This is a genomic window from Kribbella sp. NPDC003505 (assembly GCF_040610875.1).
In the GTDB taxonomy this organism is placed as follows: domain Bacteria; phylum Actinomycetota; class Actinomycetes; order Propionibacteriales; family Kribbellaceae; genus Kribbella.
Map to the genome: position 1 here is coordinate 129,189 of NZ_JBEXNA010000006.1, position 15,510 is coordinate 144,698.

The following is a 15,510-nucleotide window of genomic DNA, read 5'->3' on the forward strand; positions in this document are numbered from 1 at the left end:
TGGCGAAGTGCGGTTGAGGAGTGAGTTGCAGGCTAGTGGTCGGACGGATCAGAGTCGCCGACGGATCCCAGGTGATGAGAGTTACCGTTGTGCGGTGAGCGTCTCGCAGAGCGTCGTACTCCGGCCCACCGGCCCGGTCCAGCCGCTGGATCGCCGGGTGTGGGGCCTGGCCGCGGTCGGGATCGGTGGATTCGTACTGGCCGGCGTTTACCGGCTATCCGGCGAGCGGATCGGGGTGCCGTGTATTCTCCACGCGACCACGGGTCTGAACTGCCCGCTGTGCGGGTCGACGAGGATGGCTGCGGCCATGCTGCGCGGCGATCTGGACGTGGCGTGGCACTTCAACCCCGTGGTCTTCGTCCTCGGCCCGTTGATCGGGGCCGGCGTCGGCTACCAGGTACTTGCCTGGACGCTCGAATCGCTCCGGCTGGTGAAGCTGCCCCGCCTGCGAATGAGCCGACGCGTGGTCGACTGGACGGTGAACGCCGTGGTCGCGCTGTTGATCGCGTACGGCGTGGCGCGCAACGTGTTCTGAGAACCACGGCCGGGCGACAGGCATCGCCCGGCCGCAGAGTCTACTGGCCGGGGCGGTAGATTCCCGTGGAGTAGGAAATGACGCCGAGCACCAGGAAGACGATCCCGCCGATCCAAGCGACCTTGGCCAGCGTGTCCGGCTGGCCCTGCTCCCGGTACTTGCCCTGCGCAATCAGCCCGAGGACGATGGCGGCCGGCGAACAGCAGAACCAACACACGATGCCGATGATCGACAGGACCTTCGGCGTGTTGCTCTGCGGCGCTGCAGCTCCGCCGTAGGGAGCGTTCCCGCCGGGGTACGGGGCATAGCCGCCGGGCTGCTGGCCGTAGCCGCCCGGCGGTTGCTGTCCGGGCTGGCCGTACGGTCCGGGCTGTCCGGGCTGGCCGTACGATCCGGGCTGGCCGGGCTGGCCGGGCTGGCCGTACGATCCCGGTTGACCGGGCTGTCCGTACGATCCCGGCTGCTGTCCGTAACCGCCCGACTGACCTGGCTGACCGGGCTGGCCTGGCTGCTGGCCAGGGTAGCCCTGCGGTCCGTTCTGGTCGTTCTGGTCGTCGCCTGGGGGTGGCGTCGGTGTGCTCACCGCGGTTCCCTTCTGAGAACGTCGTGGAATCAGCGCAGACTATCTTTTCCACAGGTTCGCGGTCATGCTCCCACTCCGGGCTGGAAGCCCTTAGGGTTTCTCCCTGTGACCGAGACACCGCAATCGCCCGCACCTGACCAGAATCATGAGGGTGCCGAGACCGCTCGTAACTTGCCGGCGCAACCGCAGTGGCCCGCTTCCGGGCCTGGCCCGCAGGATCAGCAGGGGCCGTACGGTCCGCAGCCCGGAGCGTTCCCACCGCCTGTGGGCGGCCGGTATCAGCAGCCGCCGCAGCCTCAGTACGGCCAGTCGCTGCCCGCCGACGGCCTGCCCGCGGGGCCTGTGCTGGTGACGATCGGGGACATTTCCGTCGAGCAGCAGCGCATCGTCACGCCTGCGGGCGTGCTGCCGACCCACGGTGCGAACTGGTCGGCGATGGACATGTCGCGCACGGAGGAGAAGATCCCCGCCTGGGCGATCGTGCTCGCGATCATCTTCTTCCTGGCCTGCCTGCTCGGCCTGCTGTTCCTGCTGGTCAAGGAGCGCAAGACCACTGGCTTCGTCCAGGTCACGGTGCAGCACGGCAACCGCTCGCACAACACCCACGTCGGTGTCAGTTCGCCCAACCAGGTGGCCGATGTGCTTGCCCGGGTCAACTTTGCCCGGACGCTCTGCGTGTAGACGCCGTCAGATCACAACGGCCGCCGCGACGAGATCGTCGCGGCGGCCGTTCCTCTGTTCGGGGACCGGTCAGCCGAAGCGGCCGGTGATGTAGTCTTCCGTCGCCTTCTCGGCCGGGTTGGAGAAGATCTGCTTGGTCGGCGCCATCTCGATCAGCCGGCCGGGTTTTCCGGTCGCGGCCAGATTGAAGAACGCCGTCTGGTCCGAGACCCGGGCCGCCTGCTGCATGTTGTGCGTCACGATGACGACGGTGAAACGGTCCTTGAGCTTCTCGATCAGGTCCTCGATCGCCAGCGTGGAGATCGGGTCCAGGGCCGAGCACGGCTCGTCCATCAGGATCACCTCGGGCTCGACCGCGATCGCCCGGGCGATGCAGAGTCGTTGCTGCTGGCCACCAGACAGTCCCGCGCCGGGCTTGTCGAGGCGGTCCTTCACCTCGTTCCACAGGTTGGCGCCCTGCAAGGACTGCTCGACGACCTCGGTGAGCTTCTTCTTGTCCTTGACGCCGTTGAGCTTCAGGCCGGACGCGACGTTGTCGAAGATCGACATCGTCGGGAACGGGTTCGGCCGCTGGAACACCATGCCGACCACCCGCCGGACCGCGACCGGGTCGACACCGGACCCGTACAGGTCCTGCTGGTCCAGCATCACCTTGCCCTCGACGCGGGCGCCGGGGATCACCTCGTGCATCCGGTTCAAGGTGCGCAGGAACGTGGACTTGCCGCAGCCGGACGGGCCGATGAACGCCGTGACCGAGCGGGGCTCGACCGTCATCGACACGTCCTCCACGGCTTTGAAGTCGCCGTAGTAGACGTTGAGGCCGCTGACCTCGATGCGCTTCGCCATATCGACTCAGAACCTCTCGTGACTATTTCGACTTGATGGTGCTGAACCGGGCGACCAGCCGGGCCAGCAGGTTGAGGACCAGGACCAGCAGGATGAGCGTCAGGGCCGCTGCCCAGACCCGGTCCGCGGCCGGCTGCAGGGCGAGCTCGGTGCGGTCCTGGTTGATCATGGTCGGCAGCGCGCCCATGAACCCGTTGAACGGGTTCAGGTTGATGTTCTTCGAGTAGCCGACCAGGATCAGCAGCGGCGCGGTCTCGCCCATCACCCGGGCCAGGCCGAGCATCACGCCGGTGACGATGCCGCCGAACGCGGTCGGCACGACCACCTTCAGGATCGTCTTCCATTTCGGTACGCCGAGCGCGTACGACGCCTCGCGCAACTCGTCCGGGACGAGCTTCAGCATCTCCTCGGTGGACCGCAGCACGACCGGCAGCATCAGCAGCACCAGCGACAGCGACACCGCGAAACCGACGCGGTTGAAGCCGAACACCGTGATCCAGACCGCGTAGACGAACAATGCGGCGACGATCGACGGGACACCGGTGAGGATGTCGATCATGAAGCTGACGACCTTCGCGGCCCGGGTGCCCTTGCCGTACTCGACCAGGTAGACGGCGCCGAGGATCGCGATCGGGACCGCGATCACCGCGGTGATCAGGGCCATGATCAGCGTGCCCATGATCGCGTGGTACGCGCCGCCGCCCTCCCGGCGTACGGTGATACCGCGCTGCGACTGGCTCCACCAGTCCGCGCTCAGCAGCAGGTGGTAACCCTTGCTGATCACGGTGATGAGGATCCACAGCAGCGGAACCATCGCGATCGCGAAGGCGAGCACGATCAGCACGGTGGCCAGCGTGTTCTTGAACGCGCGGACGCCCGACTTCCCGGTCAGGTCCAGGACCTTGCCGTCGTAGGCCGGCTTGTTCTCGGCGATGGCGGTCATGCGGACGCTCCTTCGGCCGCTCCCGCGCGGCGGTTGCGGCGGGGACGCTTGGCGCCCGGGGCGCTGCGGTCGACGATGATCCGGGCCGCGGAGTTGACCAGGAACGTGACCACGAACAGGACCAGGCCGGCCGCGATGTACGCACCGGTCTTCTCCGGCGAGTCGAACTCGGCGGCGTTGTTGGCGATCTTCGAGGCGAACGTCTCACCGCCGGCGAAGATCGACGAGTTCCACGGGTCGTTGCCGTTGGGCACCGACAGGATGATCAGCACCGCGACGGTTTCACCGAGCGCCCGCCCGAGACCGAGCATCGAGGCGCTGACCACACCGGAGCGCCCGTACGGCAGCACTGACAGCCGGATCATCTCCCAGCGCGTCGCGCCGAGCGCCAGTGCGCCCTCGCGGTGCGAGATCGGCGTCTGCGCGAAGATCTCCCGGCTGATCGCGGTGACCACCGGCAGGATCATGATCGCCAGCACGACGGACGCGGTGAAGACCACGCCGACGTTGTCGCCCGGCGGCTTCTCGAACAGCGGGATCCAGCCGAGCGCCGTCGAGATACCGTCGATCACCGGCCGCAGGATCGGGGCGAAGAACAGGATGCCCCACAGGCCGTAGACGATCGACGGTACGGCGGCCAGCAGGTCGACCGCGTGCGCGACCGGAGCGGCCAGCCGCTTCGGGGCGTAGTACGTGACGAACAGTGCGACGCCGATCGCGATCGGGACCGCGATGATCATCGCGATGATCGAGCTGACCACGGTGGTGTAGAAGAGCGCGGCGATGCCGAACCGCGGGTCGTCGCCGCCCGGCTCCCAGATCCGCGAGAACAGGAAGTTGCTCTTGTCATCGGCCAGCGCCGGAATCGCCAGCGCCAGCAGGAAGATGCCGACGAACGCGACGATCAGGACCACCAGGCCGCCGGACCCGCGGGCGAGCCCGCCGAACAGCCGGTCGCCGAGGTGCCCGACCGCACCGAGTTCGAGTTTGCCGTCGGGCGCCGGTGCGGTCGTCGTACCGGCGCTCTCGACGCCGGACTCGGTCATCACCTCGACGGACTGCTGGGCCGCCTCGTGTTCGGCGTGTTCGGAGGCCAGACCGCCGAACTGCGGGGCCGGGCCGGCGTCTTCGTGGACCAGATCCTCGATCCGGGGTGCTGCTTGATCGGCCGTGCCGTCCGGCCGGTCGGGCGGTGCCGTGCCGTCTGGACTACTCATCGTTGGTGCTCCAAGCGCCTGAGTCGTGATGTGTCACGTCTGGTTCGAAACGAGGCCTGCATGGGTACGAGCCCCGGCCGTCCTCCGATGACTCGGACCGGCCGGGGCTCGCATCAGGACCGCTCCGCGATCAGCTGATCGCCTGGATCGCGGCGTCGACCTTGGTCTGGATCTCGGCCGGCAGCGGCGCGTAGTTCAGCTCGGTCAGCGACGACTGGCCGTCCTTGCTGACGAAGTAGCTCAGGAAGCTCTTCACCAGCGCGGTCTTCTCGGCCGGGAGACCCTTGGTGCAGGCGATCTCGTAGGTGACCAGGATGATCGGGTACGCACCCGGGGCCTTGGTCGCGTAGTCCAGCTTCAGGGCCAGGTCCGACCCGGTACCGGCCGGCTTCGCGGCGGCCAGCGCCTTGCCGGCGGACTCGGCGGACAGCTCCACCGGGGTGCCGGAGCCGGTGTCGATCTGGGCAACGCCCAGCTTGTTGTCGACCGCGTACGACCACTCGACGTAGGTGATCGAGTTCTTCGTGCTCTTCACGCCCTCGGCGACACCGGCCGACTTCTCCTTGCCGGCGCCGGTACCGGTCCACTTCTTGGCCGGCTCACCGGTCCAGGCGCCGCCACCGGCCGCCTTCAGGTACTTGGTGAAGTTCTCCGTGGTGCCGGACTCGTCGGAGCGGAAGAACACCGAGATCGGTGCCGACGGCAACGTGACGCCCGCGTTCAGCTTGGCGATCGCCGGGTCGTTCCAGGTCTTGATGGTGCCCTGGAAGATCTTGGCGGCGGTCGGGCCGTCGAGCACCAGCTTGGTCACGCCGTCGACGTTGTAGGCGATCGCGACCGGGCCGATGACCATCGGCAGGTTCACCGCCGGGTTGCCCTGGCACCGCTTCGCGGCCTGCGCGGCCTCGGACTCGGCACCGTCCTTGCCCTCGGTCTTCAGGGCCGAGTCGGAGCCGGCGAAGTCGACCTGGTTCGCGTTGAACTGCTTGATACCCGCGCCGGAACCGGTCGGGTTGTAGTTCACCGTGACGTCGGCGCACTTCTCGTTGTACTTGCTGATGACTTCCTCGATGGCGTTCTTCTGCGCCGAGGAGCCCTCAGCGTTCAGCGTGCCCTTCGGGCATTCGGCACCGGCCGACGACGACGCGGAATCGGGGGTCGACGAACCCGACGGCTCGGGGTCGCTGCCACAGGCGCTCAGTGCGAGGACGCCGAGGGACGCCACGGCGACGGAGCCGACGCGGAACAGGCGATTGACGGACACGAGAGTGTTGCCCTTCTGCGGGAATCAGACTTCTGAACTTCCACAGACGGTAGGGAGACCAGGTGACCGACCGGTCCGTCGCCGGTGAACGAGCGGTGAACGGTTCCGGTAGCGTGTGCGACGTCTGGCGTGCCGCCAGGCGGCCATTAGGTGAACTGAGTTAAGAGCCGTCACTCTCCGTTGAAATCAACGGCGTACGGCTCACATTCCGGTAACTCTCAGCGCACCGTCAAGGTGAACGACCGGCTGCCCGTGGTCTGGATCGGCAGGCCGTAATACGTCATCCCCGGGACCGCCACACGGTACGTCGTCGTCGTGCCCCGCCCGGCGGCCCGGACGTACAGGACGGCCTTGCCCTTCACCACCGGCACTGTCAGCACGCTACGCCAGTACTTCCCGTCCCAGCGCTGCAGCGCACCCTTCACGGTCCCGCCCGGGCGCACGTCGACGGTGAGTTTCACCATTTGCCCCACCTGCGCACTGGTCACGTTGAACCCGGCCACGGCGAAGTCGGCCAGTGTCGGGATGTACCTCGAGGCGGAGATCACCTGCCCGGTGACGACCGGGTCGTACCTCCAGGCCGGTACGTAGAAGCGGTACTCGCGACCCCCGACCGCGACAGGCTCGATCAGGAAGCCGTGCGGGTTCGACTCGTAACGTCCGGCGTACGCCCAGGGCTGGGACGCGTTCGCCCTGGTCTGCATCGTCACCTGAATGTTCGATCCGGTGAACAGGTCCGGCCCGGAGTTCTCGACGGCACCGGCCATGCCCCGGATCGCCATCGGCTTCCCGAAGACGCCGTACGCCGATGCCTTGGTGACGAAGAGCTTCATGTCGTCGTAGTGGATCTCCGCGGACGCGGCCGAGCCCCACTCGTTGGTGGCGAGCACCCAGGTGAGCTGAGGGTGTGGTCGGGGTGGGACGACGGCGGCCGTCGTACCCAGTGCGTACGGGAACCATTCGTCCTTGCCGTCGGGCGACGTCCAGATCTTCACGCCGACCTTCCCTACCTGGGCCGGCGGGAGGTCGAGCGGGTCGCCCGGTGTCGTGTCGGCGGGTGCCGCCGTGTTGGTCCAGGTGAGCCGCAACGACCCGTCGGCTTGTGGCACCGCCGCGGTGAGCTTCGGCGCCCCCGCGAGATTGGTGTCGAACCACGGCGAGTACGCCGGAGCGCTGTCACCCGCCGTACCGGTCGTCACCACCGCGACCCGGGCGACCTTCCCGTACTGCACGGCCCAGTGCCGGAAGAACTCGTTCCCCGAGGCCGCGGACCACGCCGTCGGCACGGAGCCGTCCTGGTACTCGATCCGAACCTTGCTGTCAGAACCCCCGCCGCTCCAACTCGTGTGCATCACGTGCAGATCCGCGTCGTTCCACCCAACCTGTACATCGGTCGGCGCGGCCGGTCCCGCAGCCCAGGCAGGTCCCGCCGTAGTGGTCTGCGTGGCGGCGAGGAGTACGGCCGTGATGACGCCGGCGACGGTTCTGCGCATGGTGTCCCCCAGGTGACATGCGCCTGGCGGGCACCCCTGCCGACAGTACGCGATCGAAAGGTAGCGCACAGTCGGCCGGGTGGGCGAATGTCAGCTGGAGAAGTCCTCCGGGGCGACGCCGTCGAGGAACTGGCGGAAGCGCTCCAGCTCGGCCTGCTCCTCCTCGGGGGTGGCGACGCCGGCCTCGCGCAGCACCGCCTCGGTGCAGCGGATCGGCGTGCCGAGCCGGACCGCGAGCGCCACGGAGTCGCTCGGGCGCGCCGAGACCCGGGCGCCGTTGGCGAGCACGAGCTCGGCATAGAACACGGCATCGCGCAGCTCGACGATCTCGACCGCGTCGATGTGGACGCCGAAGGCCTCGATCAGGTCGCGCATCAGGTCGTGGGTGAGCGGACGCGACGGACGCAGGCCCTGCTCCTCGTACGCGATCGCGGTCGCTTCGACCGAGCCGATCGAGATCGGCAGGTAGCGGTAGCCCTCGGTCTCCCGAAGCATCATCACCGGGGCCCGGTTGGGCGATTCCATCCGGATCCCGATCAGTGTCAGTTCTCGCATCATCGTCATGGTGCGCCCCGAACCTCTCCTCAGACCGGCACCCGGTGGGGAGCCGGTTCCTCGGGTAGGAACATACCCGTCACCTCCAGTGTCACCCGATCGCCCCTGCGGCTGTGCCTGGATCGTCACCGAGCCGTGTCGCGCCCTACTCCTACGGCGCGCTGAAGCGCTCGTGGATCACAGTCCCGTCCGCCAGCCGGTGCGCGGCCAGGAACGCGCCGGTGGAGAACTTGCCAACTTTCAGGCCCAGTTCCCGCGCCAGCGCAGGCAAAACCGGCCGGTGCGAGCAGACGGCCGTCACCTTGCCCGGTTTCCACACCCGCTCGGACAGACCGCGCATCCCGTCCGGGTCCGTGTTGTACCCGCGCTCGGAGATCTGCGGCCACAGGTGGATGTGCCGGTCGATGAGAGCGCCGTACGGCGTGACCGTCGCGACACACCGCTCCGCGTCGCTGCTGATGATCCGGTTCACACCCAGCGCTGCCAGTACGCCGGTCAGCCGCTGTGCGACCGCCGTACCCGAGGTGGAGAGCGGGCGCAGCGAGTCCTTGTGGTCCCAGTCCTTCCGCTTCAGCGCCTCCGCGTGCCGCACCACGACCACCGTGGAAACGACGGGTACGACCCGGTCCAGCACGTCCAGGATGTCCACGTCGCGCGGGTAGCTCAGCTTCGCGCGGGCTTTGTCCACGGGCAGCCAGCTGATCTGGTCCACCTCGTCGTTCGGCTCGAAGTCACTGTCACTGACCGGCTCGGCGGACCAGTAGTGCACGAGCTTCTGCGCCGTCCCGCCGTTCTTGTGGATCTGGTACCGCTGGACGCCGAGCGGAGGGCCCAGGACGACCTGCAGCCCGGTCTCCTCCTCGATCTCCCGCCGCGCACCGAGCAGTACGTGCTCATGGGCGTTCAGCTTGCCTTTGGGGAGGGACCAGTCGTCGTACCGGGGACGGTGCACCAGCAGCACCTGCCGGGTGCCGCGGCGCTCACGCCACACGACACCACCCGCGGCGATAACCGTCGCCGGGTTGCTCATGTCTTCACTCTAGGACGCGACTAACTGATTCCGTCGGAGGTCCGGCGCCTGCCACGGGTCGCGATCAGCCGCTCCTGCAGGTCCCGCAGCGGCTCACCGTCCGGCCCGCTCAGTCGGGGCTGCCAGGTGTCGTCGGCCTGCAGCCACCAGGAGCCGGTGCCGTCGTCCAGGGCCTGGTCGAACAGGTCGCCCAGCTCGGTCACATGGTCCTGCTGCTTCAGCTGCACGAGCACCTCGACGCGGCGGTCCAGGTTGCGGTGCATCAGGTCGGCCGAGCCGATCCAGACCTCCGGCTCGCCGCCGTTCTCGAACAGGAACACGCGGCTGTGCTCGAGGAAGCGGCCCAGGATGCTGCGGACCTGGATGTTCTCCGACAGGCCCGGTACGCCGGGACGCAGCGTGCAGATGCCCCGGATCCACAGGTCCACCGGCACACCCGCCTGCGACGCCCGGTACAGCGCGTCGCACAGGGCCTCGTCGACCAGGCTGTTCACCTTGATCCGGATCCGCGCGGGGCGCCCGGCCAGGTGGTGCTGCACCTCGCGGTCGATCCGCTCGACGAGCCCCCGCCGTACCGACTGGGGAGCGACCAGGATCCGCCGGTAGCCGGCGCTGCGGCCGAAGCCCGACAGGTGGTTGAAGAGCAGCGCGACGTCCTCGGTGACCACCTTGTCGCTGGTCAGCAGGCCCAAGTCCTCGTAGAGCCTGGCCGTCTTCGGGTGGTAGTTGCCGGTGCCGATGTGGGCGTAGCGGCGCAGGCCGTCCGGCTCGTCACGGACGACCATCGACAGCTTGCAGTGCGTCTTCAGGCCGATCACGCCGTACACCACGTGGCAGCCCGCGTGCTCCAGCTGACGGGCCCACTTGATGTTCGCCTGCTCGTCGAAACGCGCCTGGATCTCCACCAGCACCAGCACCTGCTTGCCGGCCTCGGCGGCGTCGATGAGCGCGTCGACGATCGGGGAGTCACCACTGGTCCGGTACAGCGTCTGCTTGATGGCCAGTACGTGCGGGTCCGCGGCGGCCTGCTCGATGAAGCGCTGCACCGACGTGGAGAACGAGTCGTACGGGTGGTGGACGAGCACGTCGCGCTGCTTGAGCGCGTGGAACATGTCCGCCGGGTTGGAGGTCTCCACCTCGGCCAGGTGCGGATGCGTCGACGGCACGAACGCCGGGTATTTCAGCTCGGCCCGGTCCAGGCCGGCGATCGTGAACAGTCCCCGCAGGTCCAGCGGGCCGGGGAGCTCGAACACCTCCGCCTCGGTGACGCCCAGCTCGGTCAGCAGCAGCGCCTTGACCTGCGGGTCGATCGACTCCTCGACCTCGAGCCGGACCGGCGGGCCGAACCGGCGGCGCAGCAGCTCCTTCTCGAGCGCGGCCAGCAGATTCTCCGCGTCGTCCTCCTCGACCTCGAGGTCCTCGTTGCGGGTCACCCGGAAGGTGTGGTGCTGGATGACCTCCATGCCCGGGAACAGCTGGCCGAGGTGGGTGGCGATCACGTCCTCGAGCGGCACGAAGCGGCCCTCGGCGACATTCACGAACCGCGGCAGCAGCGGCGGCACCTTCACCCGGGCGAAGTGCTCTCCGCCGGTGTCGGGGTTCCGGACCACGACGGCGAGATTCAGGCTCAGGCCGGAGATGTACGGGAACGGGTGCGACGGGTCGACCGCCAGCGGGGTCAGCACCGGGAACACGCGCTCCCGGAAGAACCGGGTCATCTCCTCGCGCTCGTCCTGCTCCAACTCGTCCCAGCGCAGGATGTCGATGCCCTGCTCGGTCAGCGCCGGCTGCACCGACTTCCGCCAGGTCTCCGCGTGCCGGTCCATCAGCTCCCGGCTGCGCGCCAGGCTGCGGTCGAGCACCTCGCGAGGGAGCAGGCCGCTGGCCGCCTTCACCGCGACCCCGGCCGCGATGCGGCGCTTCAGACCCGCCACCCGGACCATGTAGAACTCGTCCAGGTTGCTCGCGAAGATGGCCAGGAACTTGGCCCGCTCGAGCAGCGGGATCCGGTCGTTCTCGGCGAGCTCCAGGACCCGCTGGTTGAAGGCCAGCCAGCTCAGCTCCCGGTCGGAGAACCGGTCCACGGGGAGATCACCGGCCGCACTGATGTCGTACGGCGGCTCGACGTCGTACTCCCGGTTGTGCGATGCCAGCAAGTCTCCTGCCACGCTCACCAGGATCCCACCGTTTGGTGAACAACGGGTAGCCGTCAGCGCGTTAGTTGCTAGCGTCACACCTTGTGAACCTACGACCGGATTCCGTAGTGCGTGACACGGTGACCGCCATTCAAGCGAACGCTCTGGCCCCGCTGTACGCGCTGCCCGCCGCCGTACGCCGGCGGCTGGCCGGGGCACCGATCCAGATCGACGGGAACACCCTGGACCCGGACCTGCAGCTGCTCGTCCGGGTCGACAACTTGTTGCCACATACAACCAAGACCGACGCCGTGAGCGCGCGTGTCCGGTTCAAGAACCTGTGCAAGCTGATCCCCGGGACGCCCGTGGAGGTACAGCGCGTCACCGAGCTGACCGTGCGCGGAGCCGACGGCCAGCTCGGCGCCCGGCTGTACGTGCCGCCGGCCGCCAACTCCCGCGGCCTGCTGGTGTTCTTCCACGGCGGCGGCTGGGTGGTCGGCGATCTCGACACGCACGACGCGCTCTGCCGGGCGATCGCCGCCGACGCCGGAATCCGCGTCCTGTCCGTCGACTACCGCCGCGCCCCCGAGGCGCCCGCCCCGACTGCCGCCGAGGACGCCATCGCCGCGTTCACCTGGGCCGTCGACCACGCCGAGGACCTCAACGCCGACCCCGCGCTGATCGCCGTCGGAGGCGACAGCGCCGGCGGCAACCTGGCCGCCGTCGTCGCCCAGCAGACCGTCCGCCGCGGCCTGCCGCAGCCGGCCCTCCAGGTCCTGCTGTACCCGGCACTCGACCTCGTCGCCCGCCGCCCCAGCCGGGACCTCTTCGCCGAGGGCTTCATCCTCACCGAGGACGACATCATCTGGTACCGCGACCTCTACACCCCCGACCCCACCGTCCGCCCCGACCCGATCGTCTCCCCCCTCCGCGCCGAAGACCTCACCGGCCTCCCACCCACCTACCTCACCACCGCCGGCTTCGACCCCCTCCGCGACGAAGGCATCGAGTACGCCAAGGCCCTCGCATCAGCCGGCAACACCCTCACCCACGCCCACCACCCCACCCTGGCCCACGGCTACGCCAGCCTCCTCACAGTCCCCGGCACCACCCGCGAAGCCCACACCCACCTCACCAACCACCTCCGCGCCACCCTCCAGTAGCCCTGTGGATAACTTCCGCGAGCTCACGGCGCGCGTCGATATCGTGGCGAGCAGTAGACGAGGAGCTCTGGAGGAGTCTTATGGACGTCGCGCGGTTCAACTCGGCGTTCGCCGAGGCTCGTGACCGGCGAGACAGCGATCCCGGCTTCGACCTGGCGGCGGCTCAGCAGAGCTTGCGTGAGCTGGTCGCGGACGAGCCGGAGGGCGAGGACCGCGCGTGGGCCATGCGGATGATCAACAAGCTGGCCGAGCCGCCGCCTCCGCCCCGGGAGTACGGCCCGCTCTATCACCAGGCGGGCGCGATCCATGCGGAGGCGTTCGCGTTCAAAGGCACGGACGAGGAGAAGGCGGACGCACTGGCCGAGGCCCGGCACAAGATCTGGGCAATCGCCGATCAGGCTCCGGCCGACGAGGCGCCGCATATCCGGGGCATGACGCGGGCGCTGCATCACCTGGAGATCATGCTGCGTGGGCATTGGCCTGAGGACTGACGGTGAGCCTCGGCCAGCGGGTCTCCCCGGACTCGTTCGTCTACCGAGAGGTCGAGCGTCTGTATCGGATCGCGCTCTCGCTGCGGCCGGCGGCAGCCGCCCGCTGGAACCGTGAGCTGTACAAGACGAGCCTGGACACGTTGGGCGGTCTTGATCCGAAGACTGGCGTCCTTCGACTGTCCGAGAGCCGGGTGTTGCTGTACCTGACGGGATCTGTGCTGCCTGGTCAGCTGGATGACCAGGCCGTGGCATTGGCGACGGTTCTGCACGAGGCCACGCACGGTGCGATGCAGATCAAGGCGCCCGGTGAGCCGAACGCGGTGTGGACCGAGCACTCGCGTGGTGTCATGGAGGGTTTCGCCGAGGTCCGCACCTTCGTCGACTTCGATGCCTTCGCGGATCGAGCGGGGTGCGGCGGCCTGACGTTCGGCAATCCTCAGTATCCCGGCGCCTTCGCGGCAACGCGCGATCTCATGGCCCACATCGCCGGACCAGCGTATTCGCGACATGCCCTGATCAACGATGCCTGCCGGGGGCCCGGGCTGCTGCACTTCGACCAGTTCGCTCACGCCGTTGTCGTCAACCAATTGAATGAACTGATGCACCGCGACCGGCCAACCCAACAGGCCGTGCGGGCTCAGCTCATCGAGCCGATGCTGCACAACTACTGGCCGACGCTTCCGGGTGCGTCCGCGGCCACGGGCCAGATGGTCGCCCGCGAGATCCGCTCCGACCTGGACGCAAAGGTCGACGAACTCCGCCGGCACTACCGTCTGACCGTCCCGCGCCAAGTAAGTGGACCGATTCCCGCTTCTGAGCGCCGGCCGGCGTCATCCGCCGCCCGCCAAGACACCCTCGAAGGCCTCCGCTTCCTGGCCTCCCAGCCCTCGCCGGCAGGTGCCATCACCCACCGCCCCCAACTCGGCCAAGGCACCCGCCACGCCACCCCGACAGTCAATCCCCACACTCGCCCGGGCCACTCGCCGCTCCGAGACTGACCCGTCAACCGCACCACCTGAACCGCGCGAGAGTCAGCGGCCAGGGTCCACCAGGACCGGCACGGCCTCGCGGACCTGAAGTGGTGTGGCGGGGCCGGTGATGGGAACGGTGCCGTCGATGTACTGCCAGCCGGTGTCGGCGACGTTGAAGCGGGCGGCGTAATTGGTGGTCAGGCTGAGGCTGACCCCGCCGCGCTTCATGTACTTGTGGGTGATCTCCTTTGACGGGTACGGCTTGCCCGGCGTACTCGTGGTGAGCGCGGGTGAACCGTCGCCGAACTGCCACGTGTAGCTGACCGGCGTCGCCTCGACGACCACCGGGAACCCGAGCAGGGTCACCGTCGTGGTCGAAACCTTGCTGTCAGTGGTGTAAACGATGGTGTCCAGATTGACCAACGTCCGGCCTGCAGGCTGCACCTTCACCGAAAGCCCCGGGAACACCACGTTCTTCGTCTCAGACCGCACCTGCTCCCACGTGACATCCTGAGGCCGAGGCCGCACAACCTCCGGCGGAACCGTCCGCAACGTAACCCGCCGCTCGTCCCCACCCGGCTGACACCGATAAGGCCCAGGCACCGACCCATCAGGCTGCACCCGCCCACAGATCCCGATGTTGAGTTCACGATCGTCGTCAACCGAGTGCTGCGCATCGTCTCGACGCTGATCGCCGCCCGTTGGTTTGTCGCCTGCCGGCCGAGCCGGTTTGGGCGGAGCAGGCTTGGTCTTCCCGCTGGCGGGTGTCTTCTTTCCGTGTCGCCTGATGATTCCGTCCGCGTCTGCCTGGGCTCCTTCTCTGCTCGGCTTCACGGCCACTACGGGTGGACTCGGCGTCTCTGCGTTCGCTGCGACCGCACCGCTGCACATGACGGATGTCAGGATCATCATCGGTACCGCCATCGCAACCGGGCGGGATCTCATTGCGAGACCAGACTCGTCGCAGCCATGACCCACGAGCCCTGCTGAGCGAGCAGGGTGAATTCCCGCCTGTACTTTCGCACGGTACTCGTCACGGGTTTGGCCGACGGGGAATCCTTCGATGTGTAGGCGCCGATAGTTACTGCCGCGTACCCACCCAGGCGGCCACCCTCTCCGCGAAACAGATCGGGCACGTCGTCGACACGTTCGAGGTAGTCCCCGGTCAGACCGCCATTCGCGGCGTTGACCTTCGCAACGTAATCCGCGAATCCTTTGCACTGCTTGCAATTCGTAGTGGTGACGGACATCAACGGTGCGATGTCTCCTGTCGTCGAGGCGTAATTCATGAGGCTGACGTAGTACCGCACGAAGGCCTCTCCGGCGGTCAGGCTGAGGCCTGCTGCCGCGGTCGGTCGCTGAGGTACGCCTGTCGGAGTCGTCGAGGACGCGGGCGGCGCGGTTGTAGCGGCCTCCGATGTGGATGCCGATGACGGGGCCGTGTTGGGCCTGCCGGCCTCTGGGCTTTCCTGGGTGCAGCTGGTGAGGAGTGTGGCGGTGGCTAGGCAGGCCAGGAGTGCGATTGTTGGCCTGTTGCGGTGTGTCACGGGTGTCTGCCCTCCGTAGTCGTCACGATCGTAACGGGCGGTGGGCGGGGGGCTCT

The 15,510-nt window shown here is 68.0% G+C and carries 16 protein-coding genes; 5 read left to right on the plus strand and 11 right to left on the minus strand.

The window, feature by feature from the left end:
• Positions 1-94: 94 nt before the first annotated feature.
• A complete protein-coding gene (locus ABZX12_RS21825; protein WP_355695689.1) occupies positions 95-535 on the plus strand; it encodes a DUF2752 domain-containing protein in 441 nt (146 codons plus the stop codon).
• A 40-nt stretch (positions 536-575) separates the two neighbouring features.
• Here ABZX12_RS21825 and ABZX12_RS21830 read toward each other — a convergent pair whose 3' ends face one another.
• Positions 576-1,118 carry a DUF4190 domain-containing protein gene (locus ABZX12_RS21830; RefSeq protein WP_355695691.1) on the minus strand — a complete coding sequence of 181 codons (543 nt, stop codon included), beginning with the start codon at positions 1,116-1,118 and terminating at the stop codon, positions 576-578.
• Between the two features lie 105 nt (positions 1,119-1,223).
• On the opposite strand from ABZX12_RS21830, the gene ABZX12_RS21835 reads away from it, so the two are divergent.
• The gene (locus tag ABZX12_RS21835; RefSeq protein WP_355695693.1) at positions 1,224-1,799 is read left to right on the plus strand and encodes a hypothetical protein; all 576 of its coding nucleotides are present in this window, start codon (positions 1,224-1,226) and stop codon (positions 1,797-1,799) included.
• A 69-nt stretch (positions 1,800-1,868) separates the two neighbouring features.
• Here ABZX12_RS21835 and pstB read toward each other — a convergent pair whose 3' ends face one another.
• The 8 genes from pstB to ABZX12_RS21875 all read right to left on the minus strand — a co-directional run bounded on the left by pstB (position 1,869) and on the right by ABZX12_RS21875 (position 11,255).
• Positions 1,869-2,645 carry a phosphate ABC transporter ATP-binding protein PstB gene (gene pstB, locus ABZX12_RS21840; protein ID WP_355474424.1) on the minus strand — a complete coding sequence of 259 codons (777 nt, stop codon included), beginning with the start codon at positions 2,643-2,645 and terminating at the stop codon, positions 1,869-1,871.
• A 22-nt stretch (positions 2,646-2,667) separates the two neighbouring features.
• Positions 2,668-3,588 (minus strand): phosphate ABC transporter permease PstA, encoded by a 921-nt coding sequence (gene pstA / locus ABZX12_RS21845; RefSeq protein ID WP_355695695.1) that lies wholly within the window; start codon positions 3,586-3,588, stop codon positions 2,668-2,670.
• On the minus strand, positions 3,585-4,805 hold the full coding sequence (gene pstC, locus ABZX12_RS21850; protein ID WP_355695696.1) for a phosphate ABC transporter permease subunit PstC: 1,221 nt from the start codon (positions 4,803-4,805) through the stop codon (positions 3,585-3,587). The genes pstA and pstC overlap by 4 nt, the downstream gene beginning before the upstream one ends.
• A gap of 130 nt (positions 4,806-4,935) precedes the next feature.
• Entirely contained in the window at positions 4,936-6,069 is a 1,134-nt protein-coding gene (pstS, locus tag ABZX12_RS21855) for a phosphate ABC transporter substrate-binding protein PstS (protein ID WP_355695698.1), read from the minus strand.
• 218 nt (positions 6,070-6,287) lie between these two features.
• Positions 6,288-7,562 (minus strand): hypothetical protein, encoded by a 1,275-nt coding sequence (locus ABZX12_RS21860; protein WP_355695700.1) that lies wholly within the window; start codon positions 7,560-7,562, stop codon positions 6,288-6,290.
• 90 nt (positions 7,563-7,652) lie between these two features.
• Positions 7,653-8,117 (minus strand): bifunctional nuclease family protein, encoded by a 465-nt coding sequence (locus tag ABZX12_RS21865; protein ID WP_355695702.1) that lies wholly within the window; start codon positions 8,115-8,117, stop codon positions 7,653-7,655.
• Positions 8,118-8,268: 151 nt separating this feature from the next.
• Entirely contained in the window at positions 8,269-9,147 is an 879-nt protein-coding gene (locus ABZX12_RS21870) for an NUDIX domain-containing protein (protein WP_355695703.1), read from the minus strand.
• Between the two features lie 20 nt (positions 9,148-9,167).
• On the minus strand, positions 9,168-11,255 hold the full coding sequence (locus tag ABZX12_RS21875; protein WP_355696397.1) for an RNA degradosome polyphosphate kinase: 2,088 nt from the start codon (positions 11,253-11,255) through the stop codon (positions 9,168-9,170).
• Between the two features lie 167 nt (positions 11,256-11,422).
• Here ABZX12_RS21875 and ABZX12_RS21880 point away from each other — a divergent pair, with 167 nt between their 5' ends.
• The 3 genes from ABZX12_RS21880 to ABZX12_RS21890 all read left to right on the plus strand — a co-directional run bounded on the left by ABZX12_RS21880 (position 11,423) and on the right by ABZX12_RS21890 (position 13,934).
• A complete protein-coding gene (locus tag ABZX12_RS21880) occupies positions 11,423-12,445 on the plus strand; it encodes an alpha/beta hydrolase (protein WP_355695705.1) in 1,023 nt (340 codons plus the stop codon).
• Positions 12,446-12,525: 80 nt separating this feature from the next.
• Entirely contained in the window at positions 12,526-12,936 is a 411-nt protein-coding gene (locus ABZX12_RS21885) for a hypothetical protein (RefSeq protein WP_355695707.1), read from the plus strand.
• A 2-nt stretch (positions 12,937-12,938) separates the two neighbouring features.
• Positions 12,939-13,934: a hypothetical protein gene (locus ABZX12_RS21890; RefSeq protein ID WP_355695709.1), complete on the plus strand. Its 996-nt coding sequence runs from the start codon at positions 12,939-12,941 to the stop codon at positions 13,932-13,934.
• A gap of 33 nt (positions 13,935-13,967) precedes the next feature.
• Here the strand turns inward: ABZX12_RS21890 and ABZX12_RS21895 are convergent, their stop codons facing one another.
• A complete protein-coding gene (locus ABZX12_RS21895) occupies positions 13,968-14,399 on the minus strand; it encodes a PKD domain-containing protein (protein ID WP_355695711.1) in 432 nt (143 codons plus the stop codon).
• A gap of 449 nt (positions 14,400-14,848) precedes the next feature.
• Positions 14,849-15,454 (minus strand): DUF6318 family protein, encoded by a 606-nt coding sequence (locus ABZX12_RS21900; RefSeq protein ID WP_355695712.1) that lies wholly within the window; start codon positions 15,452-15,454, stop codon positions 14,849-14,851.
• Positions 15,455-15,510: the final 56 nt, after the last annotated feature.